14 protein-coding genes and 2 pseudogenes are annotated in these 15,741 nt (G+C 35.1%); 3 read left to right on the forward strand and 13 right to left on the reverse strand.

Annotated features, from left to right (window positions below; translation table 11 throughout):
* Positions 1–82 precede the first annotated feature (82 nt).
* From BQ7344_RS03590 to BQ7344_RS03605, 4 genes are all read right to left on the reverse strand, one after another.
* A complete protein-coding gene (locus BQ7344_RS03590) occupies positions 83–1,336 on the reverse strand; it encodes a HEPN/Toprim-associated domain-containing protein (RefSeq protein ID WP_072521449.1) in 1,254 nt (417 codons plus the stop codon).
* A gap of 181 nt (positions 1,337–1,517) precedes the next feature.
* The gene (locus BQ7344_RS03595) at positions 1,518–3,236 is read right to left on the reverse strand and encodes a hypothetical protein (RefSeq protein WP_072521450.1); all 1,719 of its coding nucleotides are present in this window, start codon (positions 3,234–3,236) and stop codon (positions 1,518–1,520) included.
* Between the two features lie 201 nt (positions 3,237–3,437).
* Positions 3,438–4,316, reverse strand: coding sequence for a hypothetical protein (locus tag BQ7344_RS03600; RefSeq protein WP_159431348.1), 879 nt, complete (start codon positions 4,314–4,316; stop codon positions 3,438–3,440).
* A 293-nt stretch (positions 4,317–4,609) separates the two neighbouring features.
* Entirely contained in the window at positions 4,610–5,077 is a 468-nt protein-coding gene (locus BQ7344_RS03605) for a hypothetical protein (RefSeq protein WP_072521452.1), read from the reverse strand.
* A gap of 482 nt (positions 5,078–5,559) precedes the next feature.
* On the opposite strand from BQ7344_RS03605, the gene BQ7344_RS03610 reads away from it, so the two are divergent.
* Positions 5,560–6,408 (forward strand): tyrosine-type recombinase/integrase, encoded by an 849-nt coding sequence (locus BQ7344_RS03610; protein WP_072521453.1) that lies wholly within the window; start codon positions 5,560–5,562, stop codon positions 6,406–6,408.
* Positions 6,405–7,079: pseudogene (locus BQ7344_RS03615) on the forward strand (IS91 family transposase); the annotation flags it as partial. The gene BQ7344_RS03610 and the pseudogene BQ7344_RS03615, both read left to right, overlap by 4 nt.
* Positions 7,080–7,134: 55 nt before the next feature.
* On the opposite strand, the gene BQ7344_RS03620 reads toward BQ7344_RS03615, so the two are convergent.
* Genes BQ7344_RS03620 through BQ7344_RS03635 form a run of 4 tightly spaced genes read right to left on the reverse strand, consistent with a single transcriptional unit; the run spans position 7,135 to position 10,491 of the window.
* On the reverse strand, positions 7,135–8,325 hold the full coding sequence (locus BQ7344_RS03620) for an ABC-2 family transporter permease (protein WP_072521454.1): 1,191 nt from the start codon (positions 8,323–8,325) through the stop codon (positions 7,135–7,137).
* On the reverse strand, positions 8,318–9,202 hold the full coding sequence (locus BQ7344_RS03625) for an ABC transporter ATP-binding protein (protein WP_072521455.1): 885 nt from the start codon (positions 9,200–9,202) through the stop codon (positions 8,318–8,320). Before BQ7344_RS03625 ends, BQ7344_RS03620 begins: the two co-directional genes overlap by 8 nt.
* On the reverse strand, positions 9,186–9,965 hold the full coding sequence (locus tag BQ7344_RS03630) for a hypothetical protein (RefSeq protein WP_072521456.1): 780 nt from the start codon (positions 9,963–9,965) through the stop codon (positions 9,186–9,188). Before BQ7344_RS03630 ends, BQ7344_RS03625 begins: the two co-directional genes overlap by 17 nt.
* On the reverse strand, positions 9,952–10,491 hold the full coding sequence (locus BQ7344_RS03635) for an RNA polymerase sigma factor (RefSeq protein WP_005335535.1): 540 nt from the start codon (positions 10,489–10,491) through the stop codon (positions 9,952–9,954). Before BQ7344_RS03635 ends, BQ7344_RS03630 begins: the two co-directional genes overlap by 14 nt.
* Positions 10,492–10,646: 155 nt before the next feature.
* Here BQ7344_RS03635 and BQ7344_RS03640 point away from each other — a divergent pair.
* Positions 10,647–11,186 (forward strand): annotated as a pseudogene (locus BQ7344_RS03640) (MobQ family relaxase); the annotation flags it as partial.
* Positions 11,187–11,328: 142 nt separating this feature from the next.
* Here BQ7344_RS03640 and BQ7344_RS03645 read toward each other — a convergent pair.
* The 5 genes from BQ7344_RS03645 to rlmD form a co-directional block, all read right to left on the reverse strand.
* Entirely contained in the window at positions 11,329–11,709 is a 381-nt protein-coding gene (locus tag BQ7344_RS03645) for a DUF4825 domain-containing protein (RefSeq protein WP_072521457.1), read from the reverse strand.
* A 61-nt stretch (positions 11,710–11,770) separates the two neighbouring features.
* A complete protein-coding gene (locus BQ7344_RS03650) occupies positions 11,771–12,187 on the reverse strand; it encodes a YjdF family protein (RefSeq protein WP_072521458.1) in 417 nt (138 codons plus the stop codon).
* Positions 12,188–12,615: 428 nt separating this feature from the next.
* Positions 12,616–13,377, reverse strand: a complete 762-nt coding sequence (locus BQ7344_RS03655; protein WP_072521459.1) for a helix-turn-helix domain-containing protein — start codon at positions 13,375–13,377, stop codon at positions 12,616–12,618.
* 322 nt (positions 13,378–13,699) lie between these two features.
* The gene (locus BQ7344_RS03660) at positions 13,700–14,071 is read right to left on the reverse strand and encodes a TnpV protein (protein WP_072521460.1); all 372 of its coding nucleotides are present in this window, start codon (positions 14,069–14,071) and stop codon (positions 13,700–13,702) included.
* 31 nt (positions 14,072–14,102) lie between these two features.
* Positions 14,103–15,740: a 23S rRNA (uracil(1939)-C(5))-methyltransferase RlmD gene (rlmD, locus tag BQ7344_RS03665; RefSeq protein ID WP_072521461.1), complete on the reverse strand. Its 1,638-nt coding sequence runs from the start codon at positions 15,738–15,740 to the stop codon at positions 14,103–14,105.
* Position 15,741: the final 1 nt, after the last annotated feature.

The following is a 15,741-nucleotide window of genomic DNA, read 5'->3' on the forward strand; positions in this document are numbered from 1 at the left end:
AACTGCCCTGACGCTGTTTTATTTTTATTATTCTATTTCAAACTGACAAACAATAGTCTATCACTTCATTTCTACTATAATACTACTTTTCAAAAGCAGCAAAAATTTCCCTAAGTAGCAAATCGCACTCTTCCCATTCATCTAAAACAAGTTGATCCTGACTTCTTTTAACCTTCAATTTAAACTGTTTCAACACTTCTGATTTAGAAACTATTTCACCTTGATATGCATCTACTTTATCAATATAGGATTTCCAACGAACAGGCTCGTATTCTCCACTTTTTTTCAGAATATCCTTACCAAGAAACATTTCTATTGAGCAAGCACGACCATTAATATTGTCTATTGAACTTCCTCCCGGTCCAATAGTTGGATAATGGAGACACATTTCTAAATCTGGCAAGTGCATAATTCTTACATTTGATGGAATTGGAATATTTTTTAAAACTTTTATTTCACTTAAACCAGCTGAATCATTATCATATAATGCAATAATTCTATTCCTGATTCCAGCAGCAATAAATGCTTTTAAATAATGCGTTAAGTAATTTGTACTTCCCTGCACAACATAAGTTGAAAAATCAATAAAAGAATAAAACTTTACCATGTGAGGATACAACAATTTCATTGCTTCAGATATAACTCTTGCATCTGTACTACCTTCTGTAAGTATAACTGTCTTAGATACTAAATACTCTTTTTCCTCTGGAACCTCATCACACCATCCACCCTCAAATAGATTTGTATAATCAAGAGTAATTATGTCTTCCGATTTAAATGCTTCTAAAATAATACGAAATACATCCCACGGTGATCCTATTTCTTCATCTAAATAATAGAAATCAATGCCAAAATATGTATCATCCTTACAATGTGGTAATGAGTCTAATACTATTTTCTCGCACAGAGAATTGTTCTCTCCCCTGCATTTCTCTAATGATATATAATCACCATTCTCATAAATATCGGACGCTAATATTGAAGAATACTTTTTTACTGCTCGGGCCCAATTTTCAAAGGTATACTCTCTTTCAATATTGTCACTATCGACTTCATCATCAAAATCATCTTCTAAGTAGTCTAAATAATTCTTCTTATGGTATTCAAATAAACTTTTTGCCTTTAGAGTTGTATGTCCCATTACATCTAAACACATTTTTGCATTATTAACAGTCGTAGTAAAATATCGTCTAGTAATACTTTCATCTAGTTCTTTGTCAAATACTTCTTCTATCGTCAAATCATCTTGACTAAAAATTGATAATAAATCACCAAAAGTATTTTTGCGTGATAAAAATTCATAACTTCCAATACATAGTCCAACAATCTCTCCCATGTTACCTCCTTGTCAGCGTTTTCTTCTTTGATTAAGTGTTACTATATATTACTAATTCAGTACCATGGACCAGTATGAAGCATCCCCCAAGAATTGAACTAGTATGTTTACTATGATTACATTATTACTGCAAGCTGAAATCTACCGAATCAAAATAACTTATATACATGGTTCATCAACTTTATATAACTGTTATTTCCCCAAGATGTACTGGTTCTTTTAGTTTAATTCTTTCATATCTCACCCTACTTTTCATTTCCCGTATTTCCGAGAACACATCACTTAATATTAATTGCCTCTTAGATGAATTATTTTCAAATAAATAAGCAAGCATAAAAATTGGAATGGCATGCCGATTTGTTCCATTATCATGATACTGTATCCTTTTATCAACAAAAAGATATAAGGTATCAACGTCTCCTTCCCTTGTAAAGTCAATCTGATTATCAAATAGCTCATTTAGTCTATTAATATCTCTTTCAAGATAGGTTTGATGTTTTTCCAATTGATTATCATATATTTTTTTTAAGGCATCTTCAATTCTTATATAATTCTCACGGTTTTGATATACATTTTCCTTCCATTTACATTCAATAATTAGCAACTTTTTGCCTATTTTATCATATATTGCAACATCAATATCACTATTAAGGGGCTTTCCCTTAAATGTCTCATTAGGTACTGAATAAACATAATTTGTATTATAAAGAATATTCGAATATTTATTCACATGATTAACAATATAATCAATTATTGACTGAGAAACCGTCTCATCCTTATTCTCGAAACGTATTCCTTTGTAGTAATGTCCATTTACTATCGAGAATTGAAAATCATTCAATACTATGGAGCTTGGTATCCAGATAATTTTATTCTTAAATTTTAACAGGGGAAATTCAGTAAAATTTCCACTTGTCACGTTAACATCCATCGAAAAATAATCTATATAACTCATTACAGAATCTCTCGAGATTCCTATTTGCCTCCCTAATGCTAATATTTTGACGAGATCATACTGACATACATATTCCAATTCACCCACCATAGTCGACGAAGCCAACATATACTTCTGCATACAAAGCCTACTCAGATAATAAAGCAATGCCAAAAATGTGGTCAACTCATCTTTGCTCCCAATAATCACTTTATTCGTATTATCATCTAAGCTTCTAAGTGAAGACGACGATATCTTATTTAAGTCTGACATTACACGTTTCTTACACAACTCGAAATATTTAGTATCAATAACATTTGCCATTCTATTTAGTATATTATAAAAAATATAAATCTTCTGAGGATGTTTTATTAACTCTTTCACATTGATTTTATCCTGCAAGTATTTCTCACATTCAACAAATATTTCTTTTTCTACCTCAAAATTCAAAGTATCATCTAAACCATAATAATATAATAATTCTTTATGATATTTTTCTGAAATAACAGGAAAATAGAAACCATATGTATTATCATCTTCAGGTTTTATCATTACCTTTGAAGCGCAATCACGTATTTCTCTTATTTGCTCTCCCCGCTTAAATTCGTCGTGCAATTGTAATACATACTCAACAAATGAATATTCTTCACCTAAACTAGGAACATATCTTTTCTTTGAAAACAAAATCTTCCTATCGGATATGAGCACCCTATGTATGTACCAATATATAGCTTCTCGAAGAGGATTTACTAAAATGAGATATTCATTAGAATCACCCAATCCCGCAGCTAAAGATTCTTCAGATTTCATTTTATAGTTCATTTCTAACACGATAAGTGGAAAAAGAATCTCATAATAGAAATCATGATTAAATAACTGTAATTTTTCAGAAAATACTCTGTCGACATCATTTTGTATAGCATCTGCAATTTTCTTTCTTAATTCATACTCTTGCTGTCTCTCCATATACCTCACCTTTTCTCATCAAATAATGTTCTTCTTAGCATGTTTTTCCATACGGAATTCCTTATAATCTATTAAATATGAATTGCATTCGTTTTTACAACTGGAATTTATTTCTCTCTTAGAACGAATTTTTTGAAGTAAGAAAGCAATACTTTCCACATATGATTACAATGAACGAACCGATATAGTATCACAAAAGTTTTATGGAGTAGCTGTTTTCTTACATAACACTGCCAAAGGTAAGGAAGGATCAGGTGCTTTCTTTTCACAATAGATGACATTGGTTTTGCATCCAAGATAACGATAAATTTCCATCGCCTGCGATGACAATGCATAATCACAGGTAACAAAATAGTTACATTTTGACGCATAACAGATATGATCAACATCATAAAAACCACTTCTAATGGTTCTGTAAAACTCACGATCATAAGTAGGATAAAAAGCTTTATATGTAAACTTTGTGCGCTTCTCAATTTTATTTCTGTGATAGCCTAATGCATTCATTAGTATAAAAAGAAGCCGAACCGCTTCTCTAATCTCGGAAAAGATTCTTTCCTTTTTACAATAATCCTTAAAGTCCTCAACTGGAAAACGAGAACCACAAATCTCGTAAAATACCCTATTAATGCTTTCGTTATCAATCATCTCATTCTTCGGATCAAATAACTGTGTAGATGTTAACAAAGAAATTTCCTTTCTGTGTGTTTCCACCTCTTTTTCGTCCCATCTGAGTAATCCACACGTTTTTTCCTCTAGAGTCTCAAATGTAGCGCATTCTGACTCTTCAGCATATTGATTCAAAACCTGAAGTTTTTTCGCACGGTCAAAGCACACTTCTACAGGTTCTGTGAGAATTTTGAGACATCCGTCCCGAACCGGAAGGACTTCGCAGTTGCTACAAATTTTTGAAATATTATCTCGCCGTTTGCCCTCAAATATAGAATTGTCCATCCTACATACTTCCTCCATATGAGTAGGACTATACACAAATTGAATTTCATCCATTTCGGCATAATTATACAGTTGTGTGTGGAAAACTTCATTACTCTCATATAGTTGATAAACGCCAAAATCCATATACACAAGCGTTTTCTTTTCCAATACACATAACGGAATGTTCTTCGTCTGAAAGTCTCTACAAGTTGTTTTTATTTCAGTGTTCAGAATGTTGTCGATAGACCGTACTCTGTTCCATTCGTTCAGACTAATTTGAAGTTCCTTACGATCTTTTTTTCCAGATATTTCCTTAACAACTGAACACTTTTTATCAATTCCAACCAGTCCACTCCGCTCGGACACTCATCCCACTGTTCACAAAAACCAACCGCTTCTAAATAATAATCTGCGATTACTGCTTCTATCTCTAATTTTTATGTTTTCTCCATATCATCACTATGCATATTTTTAGCAATCATTTCTAAGTCACTAAAAATAGTATAAGGTAAAACAGAACAAATATCACATCTTAGATCAATCTGATTAAGTCCCTTTTCTGTCATCAAAATGCTCGCATAAGTATTATATATATATCGATAATAAACAAAACATTCTGGTGTTGAGCATTTCCGGTCTGCGTATTTTGGTACATCATTTTCCGGATTAGGACATTCATGAAGCTCATGTATCTTGTCCAACAGGTGCAGCAAGGCATAATAATATTTCATCAGTATTAAATCAGCACATCGATCCTTTACGTTTTTCAACTGATTTTTTTCTCTTTCTCGTTGATACAAGTACATTCCCGCATAATTCGGCAAATCTTTACAGACTTTGCAAACCCAATTAATATCATTATCCGTACCTTCACAGGCAATATGACTATTAAAATTTTCGCTCATATTACACACTCCTTTGCACAATAAAACATTTTCATCTATTTTTAACTTACAAATACCAAGTTGCAAATCTCATTTTGCATTTCTATATGAAGTTACAATATGACTTGGTGCAAATAATACTGATGCAATAATCAATAACACTGAACTACTCATAATCCCACTAAGCAGGAATAAAATTGAAAGAATAATTGCACAGTAAATCATTCCATCATAGCCCTCCTCAAATACCGATTGAACAAAATCGCTGCGCGATGGCCTGCCAAGGCTGTAGCGCAGTTTTATTTTTATTAAAAAGCAGAGGAATTACTTTTCATAATCCGTTATTGTTAAGTTACCACACGAAACAACTGAACTAAGAAAGCTCCACTGCCTATGATAAGAATAACATTTTCCAGTCTCTTCCGCAATCGGAATTATGACGCTAATGCACCTCCGAATAGGTAGATGTAATTATTAACACTACTTATTTTGGAGGTTTTATTATGTATAACGATATTTTTGAATCTATCCGCAATGAAGCGGAAAAACGTAACCTGCGTGAAAGAACTATTCAACTGTATTGCTCTGATGTCAGTTACTTCCTTCGTTGGATCGGAAAAAATGTTTCTGATCTTACACTTGAAGATGCGGAAAGTTTTCTTACTGCCAAACGTCTGGAAGGAAGGTCTCCTGAAACTCACAATCACTATCGGTCTGCAATAAAGTTCTTATATAAAAAGGTGCTGAAGACTGTCTGGGATGATGACACTGTTCCAGCTATGAAAAGAGAGCGCAATCTTCCTGCCGTTCTGTCCCGCGATGAAATAAATGCAATCATTGACGCCACTCCGAATCTGAAACATAAAGCGATTATTGCAACTATGTATTCTTCCGGATTACGTGTATCGGAGGTTGTTCATCTTCATTATGATGACATTTCACGTACCAACATGACAATTCATGTTCGTGAAACCAAAGGAAGAATTGACAGGTATACAATTCTGTCTCAAAAGAATTTAGACCTTCTCACAGAGTATTGGTACAAATGTGGTCGTCCCAAAGATATCCTTTTCCCAAGTTCCTGGTCCGGTGGATATCTTGATATAGCCAGTGTTAACCAGTTCTTTAAGAAAAGTGCTAAACTCGCCGGCATTAACCGTCATGTTTCCTCTCATGCGTGCCGTCATAGTTTTGCCAGCCACTTATTCGAAAGTGGCACAGATATAAAATATATCCAGTCACTTCTGGGACATGTTGATCCTCGCTCTACAGATGTTTACCTTCATGTGAGCAACAAGACAATTCTGGGAATCCGCAGCCCGTTCGACAACCCGGAAGGTGGTGAATCATGAGTAAGGATTGTACGATTCAGGATGTTTTTCATCGTTTTTATTCATCTTTTGAATCCACACATAGTATTTCTCCCGCTCAGAGAAAAGCCGCTTACCACATCATGAATTGCAAAACCGGCGCCTTTGGTGTGAATGTAAGCGTATGCGAGGACTGCGGCTGCATATCAGTCCACTATAACTCCTGCCGTGACAGGTGCTGTCCTATGTGTCAGGAGTTTCCAAAAGAAAAATGGGTAGATGCACGGCGTGAGGATATCTTAGATGCTCCTTATTTCCATGTGGTTTTTACAGTTCCGGAAGAACTTAATCCCATTATCTACAGCAACCAGAAAGTCTTATACACTGCTCTTTATCATGCGGCTTCAGATACTCTCAGTGAACTTGCTGCTGATTGTAAATATCTTGGGACTGATATCGGCTATATCTGTATCCTTCATACATGGGGAAGTACCATGAATTTTCATCCTCATATCCATGCGATTGTTCTTGGTGGAGGGCTGGATGTGAAAAATCATTGGAAAGACAACGGGAAAGATTTTTTCCTTCCGATTAAGATAATCTCAAAAACGTTTCGTGGAAAATACATGGCTGAACTTAGGCAACTTTGGGAAAATGACAAACTTGAATTTCATGGCTCAGCTGCCTTGGAAAAAATCTATCCGGTCTTTAAATTATGCTTTGATTTTCCAGAAAATACTTTGTTTTTCATGAGTATGAATACAATTTTTACTTATTTCCGTATCTGCGAAAACTCTTATAAATAAAAAGCAGTAAGGCTATTGCCATCACTGTATACATTACCATTACAAGCGGAATTTGTCGAAATACACAATTCCCAATCTGATAAATAAGTGGGACTTTTACACTTGCCTGTACATTTGTCAAAATTGTTGGTACCAAATTGAAAAGCGTTGTATACCCAGAAAGTGCCCGTCCTATAAATGGCAATAAGCAATATAAAAAGAACGGAATGCAAACAGCGACACTAATTGTATGCATTTTAGCCGCTACTAACATAGACACTGAAGCCGCCAGCATACTGGCTATAAATCCACATACAACTGTCAACAAATAGTATTGTCCATATGACATAATGTAAATACTATATGCCTGATACATTTGATAGGGTGTATTCATACCACTGGTTCCCATAATTCCAAAACAAATCACACTAAGTAATATAATTTCCATACAATAAATCATAACTGTCGTAGCTATTCCTGCCAGTATTTTTGTTTTAACAGCTTTTGTACGTCCATACTTTGTAGAGAAAAATACTGCATCTGCTTTTGTCTGAAAATCATCTGCAAATATTCCAGCACAAATAAAACCAACTATGATTGCCAGAATAATGGAATACGTTTCTACATACATAATCATAGTATCCCACGAACTATAAGATTCGTATTCTACTGGTAATTTTATTTCATTATATTTCTTTTCCAAGTATTTTTTCTGAACAGAAGTCTTTCCATATTCTTCTGCCATCTTTTCCATATTTTTATGATAAGTGTCATAGAACTCTTGTATATTTTCTTCTGTAATTTGATTTAGAACACTTTCATCATATTCTGCATCCGGTGTTAATACCGATATTATAAAACCCCTAATATCATCTATCGGTTGTAATGTCGTTCCATAAATCGCATTTTCTTCTGAGGATTGTGTCATCGCATTTTTATTTTGTTCTATAACCTTTCCAAGTTCATCTTCTGTCAATGTACCTTTCCATGCTCGTCTGTTATCTGTAAGTTTTCTTGTTGCCATAATTCCAGTACTAGCATTTCCATTCTCATCCACATAGCGATTACTTGTAACTGCAAATCCGCTAAAAATGACAGCAAGTATCAATGCCAATCCGATTGCAAATACATTAATTTTCTTTGAAAAAATTCGTTTTAATTCTAATTTAAGCATCTTGTTTTTCCTCCGATTTTTCTCCAAAATAAAATAGAAATGCATCTTCCAGATTTTTTTCTACAGCCACAGCATCTTCTGTTGGCTTTTCTATTGAAATAATTCTAAGCTCTGCTCCGGTTTTTGTTGTTTTTATATTTCCAACCAAATATTCATTCATATATTTGTCTATCATACTTCTCGAAACATTACATTGCCATACCTTTTCTTTCATAGAAGATACTAAATCTTCCGCAGTACCTGCATAAAAAAGTTCTCCATCTTTCATTAACATAATGTTATTCGCAATGTACTCAATATCCGATACAATATGTGTAGACAAGAGCACCAAACGTTCTTCCGACAATTCACTAATTAAATTACGAAAACGTATTCTTTCATTCGGGTCTAATCCAGCGGTAGGTTCGTCCAGGACAAGAATTTGCGGATCGTTTAACATCGCTTGTGCTATTCCTACACGTCTAACCATTCCTCCAGACAAATTCTTCATTTTTCTTTTACTAAATTTTTCCATTCCTACTTGATTTAATAATTGCTTCACTTTTTTTCTGGCAAACGGCATTTTTAACCCTTTTATAGAAGAAATGTACATCATATAATCATATACGGTCAAATCTGGATAATATCCAAAATCCTGTGGTAAATATCCCAGAACGTCTCGGTATTCACCTCCTAGTTTCCATATATCTTTACCATTCCATAATATTTGTCCTTCTGATGGTTGAACAATCGTACAAAGCATACGCATTAATGTGGTCTTTCCTGCTCCATTTACTCCAAGCAGTCCATAAATTCCTTTTTCCATAACACAATTCACTTTATTAACAGCATTTACTTCTCCGTATTGTTTTGTTACATTTTTAAATTCTAATTTCATACGTGTAATCCTCCAAAATTTTTTCATCAAATACTAATGACTTCTGAACACAAAAAACAAAATATACAAAAGTCAATATCAGCATAGCCACCCATACCGGAGTTACAATTTTCTGATAAATAACATCATTTGCAACAATCATCATCCATAAACCAACCCATACCAGACAGGAAAGCACTGCTATATATTCTGATTTTTCCCATCTGCTGTACAATACACGAAAACATATACAACATGAAACATTTACTGGAAGCAAAAAATTAACCACCAAATCACTTAACGAGAGTATTGTTGTTTGATATGTAATTGCCAAAAACACCATAACAATCACCAGATCCACTACTCCAAACATTAACATTCTTGCTGTACAAATCTGACGCAGTGTGTAATAAGACGCCTGCTCAATTTCAATCGCACCATTTCTTCTGTTTTTCCAAATTTCCGGGACAATCAGAACCACAAATATTGTGGCAGATATTCCCATAATCCTCATCATATCTTTTATGTCTGACGTATAATTACTCAACCATATCCATAGACACATAAGAATACAACCTTGTAAAATCCACCATCTTTTTTTTATGAATTTTGTCTGCTCATACAAAAATTCAAAATAAGATGTTCTATGCGATTGTTTCGATAAAATTGACTCTGACAAAATATTCTGACATGCTTTTACTGTTCTGTTTTCTGCTTCAATCCTTACATATTTTTTTTCAATCTCCTCTTTATATTCCTTTATTTGTTGCTTATATTTCATCATAGTTTTTCACCTCCAACTCTTTCATCAAAAGTTCTTTTGCTCTTCCAATTCGATATTTTACAAGCGAAAGTTTTATATGAAGTAATTCTGCAATTTCTCTTTGTTTCAATTCTTGAAAAAAATATAAAACTGCCGTTTCTCTAATTTCTTCCGGTAACTTTCTCACTGCCTGTTCAATAGTTAATCGGACTCCTAGCTCTTCTACATGATTTTTACTACAGTCCTCTGATTTTAGCAGTTCCTCTGATGGAATATCTTTTTTCTTTTTGTAATAATTTTTAACGGTATTTCCGGCAATTGTATAAAGATAATTCTTAACTTTTCCATATTCTTTATATCTATATAAATTGGAAAAGAAACGTGTAAATACTTCTTGTGTCAAATCCTCTGCCTCATAGGGATCATTGATATGTAGCAAACAATATTGATATATACTTGAGTAATATTTTTTGACCAGTTTTTCACAAGCATCTTCATCTCCTGCTCTTGCTAGATGTACTAACAAAGAATCAGTTTTGTATTCCATTCGCAAATTTGCCTCCCTCTGTTTTCTAAATAATATAACAATCCTACTATAAAAAAAGTTAGGATTTTCTTTTGTTTTTATTTATATTTTTCTAAATATTCTTCCAAACATAAATTTTCTTCTTTCATTATTTTAGCGACAGTCGTTCCAACATAAAGAAAACCAGTATTTTGAATCCCATCCAGCATATAAAATTGAATCAGCAGCTTACCACTGTTACCGAAGAAATTGAAGAACTGAAATCAAGGAAAGAGCAGCTAATCTTCCAGGCACAATGCTCTACCGATAAAGATATGACAAATCTATCCAAGAAATATGACCAGATGAATAACTATCTTGATATCTTGGATTCTCAGGACATCTCGCTCAAAAAACAGCTTGAAAAAGATGCCGCCGCTTTCCGGGAAGAAAAATTTCGTCCTGAACCTGAACAGTATACAGAATTGCTGGACACCAGAATCCAGATACGTCCTGATTTCCGTGATAAACTAATCGAGCAGCTCAAAGGTACTTTTGGTAAGTATTATGACTATCACCGCCGTGATATTGCCGCCAATGAGGTGGATTATCTCAATGTGGAAGATTCGGATGTCTTCTCCCATCGTGCATGGGAACTTAAATATCAGCGAGAACAGGAAATGCGGCGAAATCAGCCTGCAAAAGCTAAGAAAAAGTCCTATGATATGGAATTGTAATCATCTTCGAGTAGATAACATGCTCTTACAAATCTCTTGTTCAAAAATAAACTCCTTTCAAAAAGGCGTATGGAAATCAAAACTTCCATACGCCTTTTTATATTCTGCTCTTCAACTTGTCTAAAAGTTGACTAAAAATATATCACCGTTCATATGATACAATAATTTCTTTACTATCTGCTGTTTTATAATCAATTGTTCCCAAATTACCAATCAAATCAAATGTCATATCTGCATTAACCTGCAATTCATCTTCAAGCTTGACTGCAGACGGCTCATCTTTTAGAAAAACTGTTAATCCATAAGGCTCTGTTTCAGACTGTATCTCTATACTATCATATGAGTATCCCTCCGGATACTCTTGACCGCTTACAATATTTATAACATTCGAAGAATCTCCTACATAATCTGTCTTATACTGCGATAGATCAGGAATTTCGTACAGTTTTTCTTTTTTTCCACACGCCGAAATCAACATTATTGACATGGCAACTAACATAATTGCAAGTACTTTTTTCTTCATAGAAACACCTCCCGAAAGCTTTATTCAACACTTTTCGATTTGAGTAAAAGCCCAAGGGACTTTAATGTCCCTTACGCTTTTCTCTTTTCTTTCGCTGTTTCAGTTCAAACATTCGCTGCTCTTCTGCCTCTTTTTTCTTGCGTCTTTTCTCTTTGCGTTCCTGCTTGTTCTGTTCCTGCTGTAATTTCAACGCCTGTTGCGATTTTGTACCAATGCCTATTTCCAGCATCTGTTTCTTTGCTTCCCGCTGCATCCGTTTCGGATTTCTTTTGATATCCTTTACAACAGTTTCAACAACCGGACTGAATTTCAAACTGAAATAGCACTTTTGAATATATTCCTGTACTTCATAATCTTTTGGCTCTGCACCAAATGTTACCTTTGCCACAGATAATTTACCATCTTCGATGCGTTCAAAGATTCCCACCCAAAACGGCTCTTCAAAAAATACTGTCAGCTTTCCATTTACTTTGTCCATAAGAATCCCTCCTAAAATTGATTGAACAAAGAATGGACAACCCGGAGGGGCAGGTTACTTACCCTATTTATATAGGACGGCCGGGCTACCTACCGGCTCTGGCACATCAAAGATGTACGTTGCGTTTTTATCTTTGCGTTTATAATCAAGCCATATGGCACGATTAACTTAATTCTGTAACTTCTAAGTTACGTTCCTCCAAAATATTCTTCTTACTTCATAAGATTCTATCTTCTGTTCAAATCATACCATATGATTAATGCATTTTCTATATACTTTCTTGATAACCAGCAAAAAGCTCCCGAAGGAGCTTTCCACGTTTTAAATGTACGCTAATTCGCTTAACACAATCTCTTCTGCATCATTCCTTATTTCCCATGAAGAATGTTGTAAATTAGTAATATCCACAACGATAGCAGGTAATTTAATTATTCGTATTTTTTCCCGATAATGTAAATCGAAACTACCATACCACCTAATATCATAATTAAGAAAATTTTATTCAAAATATCCCATAAAGCTATATTGAGACAATTGATTATTATAATACATGCAAGAGGATATAGAACAACCGTTGCAAGTGTCCATATTTTTAAAGTTGTGCAGATGTATATCCAATTTCCATTGTTAAAAGATAAACCAACTAGATGTATTCTAAAAATTCCTTGCGAAACATAATTTATCTTGTTGGCATCATAATATGTTGGTAATATGTCTTTTGCAAAGAAACAAAACCATGCACCAAATAAAAGCATTCCCACGGTAACCAGCAATATATCCCCTTTCATCTCAGCTAATGAACTTCCAGATACAACTAACATAATAATTTCTGTAATAGATATAAAAAAACATAACAAATATGCTAATATCCAGTTTTTTCTATGCTGATGAATAGAATTCCTAACAGCCATATCGAGAGAGCCTACTACCAATTCCTCGACTTCTTTTGTATCAATATTTTTCTGTGTATCTATTTTTTCTCCACGTAACAATTCTGTAACGGTAACATCTAATATATCAGCTATTGGTATGAGTAATACGACATTAGGCATACTAAGACCACGTTCCCATTTGCTGACCGTTTTATCCGATACATATAATTTTTCAGCCAAATCCTTTTGAGTTAAATTCTTTTTCTTTCTTAATTCGGTTACAAATAAACCGAATTTTTCATTACTAATTTGATACATACATCCACCTCCTGCACACATATTATAATGGGAGTACGCATAAATCAATCGACTAGTAGTAGAATTGCAGAATATTAGCACAAATATATCAAATAATCTCCCCATTATAATTATTTCTGTGAAGTTATATTCGGATATTTTTTAAGCCATACTGTGGAATAATTAAATCTGTGTAACTTATAACCATGGCAGAAAAAAACAACCTTCCGGAACTTAGAAAAGGTTACCTGATATGGAATTGTAATTTGATTCTTCTTTGAACCCTTACAAATGCAGAAGCTGAACAAATAGGATTTTTCTTCCTACCTGTTCAGCTCTTTGTTTACCTGTAAATCAATTCATTTAACACAATCTCTTCTGCCATATTACGAATACCATTTACTGCTCTGACCCATGCCATCTGGTCACGAGCTTTCAATTCTTCCGTAATGCCCTGCCGCTCCATCATCTGACGCACCAGAATATCCATTCTCTCCTGTGCTTCATCGTCCACAGTATTCAAATGTTCTGTCAGTCTGTCTTCTAACATATACAAAGAATACATTGCCAGACGATGCTCTTTCAGATATGTTTTTCGCATCATTCCATATTTCCCATAATGCGGTTCTTCATCTGTACTGATAAGATTCGGATAGTAAATTCCATCTGCGCCAAGTGTGTAGGTTCCACCCATTTTTTCAAATGTGCTTTTCATGTGTTATTCCTCCTTGAAATCAGCGATGTCCTTAGATCATCGCATAATATTTCAGGGCAGCCTTGATAGCATCTTCTTTCTCTTTCGGGCATTGTGGAACTCTTGCATTTTCTGATTTTGGAAGATTATAGTTTTCTCCCACTTCAATTCCACATTTGCGTTTTACCTGAGAAATATATAAACTTGAAACCTTCAAGCCAAATTCTTTCAGCACATAATCTTTGATTTCCTGATAGGTTGCTTTCAACTCGGCACTGGTGGCATCCAGCTCGTCCAGGTCTAAGTCGATCTCTATCGTGTCATCTGGTTTTTGTTGGGACAAAAGAACAACCGTCTCGACATGCACTGTCTGAGGGAACTGATCAACTCCGCAGACTTTTTTTAACTCATATCCATTGTCACATAAAAATCTCAGATCCCTCGCCAGTGTTGCGCTGTCGCAGCTTACATATACCACACGTTTCGGCTGCATTTTCAGGATCGTCTTAAGAAGCATTTCATCGCATCCCTTTCGTGGTGGATCGACTACGATCACATCTGCATACACGCCATTTTTCTCATATTCACGCGGCAACACTTCTTCTGCCTTTCCGACAAAGAACTCTACATTGTCAATTTCGTTAAGATGTGCATTTCTTCTGGCATCTTCAATAGCCGCCGGAACGATTTCCACACCACGGACAAATTTGGCCTTCTGCGCAAGGAAAAGCGAAATGGTTCCAATTCCACAGTAAAGATCCCATACTGTTTCCTCTCCATGGAGATCCGCATATTCCAGTGCTTTGGAATACAGCTTCCATGTCTGATGCGGATTTACCTGAAAGAAGGACAACGGCGAAATTTCATAAGAAATATCTCCGATCTTATCTGTAATGTATTCTTTTCCCCAGATTGTTTTAACCTTGTCACCGAGAATTACATTATTTCGTTTTTTATTGATATTCAGGGAAATACTTGTCATGCCCGGAATTTCGCCAAGCTTTTCCACCAGTTCTTTCTGATGCGGAAGATCCTGCCCATTGATGATCAGACAGACCATCAGCTCTCCGGTAAAAAATCCGTAACGGACAAAAATATGGCGAACCAGACCTTTTCCGGTCATTTCATCATAAGGAGCAATGTTATACTTTTCCATATGTGCGATCACACGATCCAGAACTTCTTTATTCTGCGGAATCCCGAGTGCACAGTCACGATTCTCAATAATGGCATGTGTACGGCCTGCATAAAAACCGGTCACGATCCTGCCTTCTTTATTTCTTCCGACCGGAAACTGAGCTTTATTACGGTAGTGATACGGCTCGTCCATTCCGATCAGCGGCTCCATCGGAAGCTCCTTAAATCCACCAATCCGTTCCAGATGTCCGCGAAGCTTTTTCTCCTTAAAAGCTTTCTGCTCTTCATAGGAAACAGCCTGCAGCTGGCAGCCACCACACTGACGGGCAGACGGGCAAATCGGCTCTACACGATATGGAGATGGTTTCAGAATCTCCATCAGGCGTCCGTAACCGTAGTTCTTTTTTGCTTTCATGATTTTGGCTGTAACTGTATCTCCAATGACTGCGTCCTTTACAAAAACAGTGAAGCCATCAGCTTTGCCAATGCCTTCACCGTCTGTTCCGCAATCCACAATTTCTAACGTAACAATGTCATTTTTACGATATTCCATG

Source organism: Blautia sp. Marseille-P3087 (assembly GCF_900120195.1).
Classification (GTDB): Bacteria; Bacillota; Clostridia; order Lachnospirales; family Lachnospiraceae; genus Blautia_A.

Coding starts and splice junctions, on each gene's coding strand:
- BQ7344_RS03600 (WP_159431348.1), bottom strand. CDS start 4,316: ATGGATTTTGGCGTTTATCAACTATATGAGAGTAATGAAGTTTTCCAC.
- BQ7344_RS03605 (WP_072521452.1), bottom strand. CDS start 5,077: ATGAGCGAAAATTTTAATAGTCATATTGCCTGTGAAGGTACGGATAAT.
- BQ7344_RS03655 (WP_072521459.1), bottom strand. CDS start 13,377: ATGTATCAAATTAGTAATGAAAAATTCGGTTTATTTGTAACCGAATTA.
- BQ7344_RS03650 (WP_072521458.1), bottom strand. CDS start 12,187: ATGGACAAAGTAAATGGAAAGCTGACAGTATTTTTTGAAGAGCCGTTT.
- rlmD (WP_072521461.1), bottom strand. CDS start 15,740: ATGGAATATCGTAAAAATGACATTGTTACGTTAGAAATTGTGGATTGC.
- BQ7344_RS03635 (WP_005335535.1), bottom strand. CDS start 10,491: ATGGAATACAAAACTGATTCTTTGTTAGTACATCTAGCAAGAGCAGGA.
- BQ7344_RS03645 (WP_072521457.1), bottom strand. CDS start 11,709: ATGAAGAAAAAAGTACTTGCAATTATGTTAGTTGCCATGTCAATAATG.
- BQ7344_RS03660 (WP_072521460.1), bottom strand. CDS start 14,071: ATGAAAAGCACATTTGAAAAAATGGGTGGAACCTACACACTTGGCGCA.
- BQ7344_RS03625 (WP_072521455.1), bottom strand. CDS start 9,202: ATGAAATTAGAATTTAAAAATGTAACAAAACAATACGGAGAAGTAAAT.
- BQ7344_RS03610 (WP_072521453.1), top strand. CDS start 5,560: ATGTATAACGATATTTTTGAATCTATCCGCAATGAAGCGGAAAAACGT.
- BQ7344_RS03590 (WP_072521449.1), bottom strand. CDS start 1,336: ATGGGAGAGATTGTTGGACTATGTATTGGAAGTTATGAATTTTTATCA.
- BQ7344_RS03595 (WP_072521450.1), bottom strand. CDS start 3,236: ATGGAGAGACAGCAAGAGTATGAATTAAGAAAGAAAATTGCAGATGCT.
- BQ7344_RS03620 (WP_072521454.1), bottom strand. CDS start 8,325: ATGCTTAAATTAGAATTAAAACGAATTTTTTCAAAGAAAATTAATGTA.
- BQ7344_RS03630 (WP_072521456.1), bottom strand. CDS start 9,965: ATGATGAAATATAAGCAACAAATAAAGGAATATAAAGAGGAGATTGAA.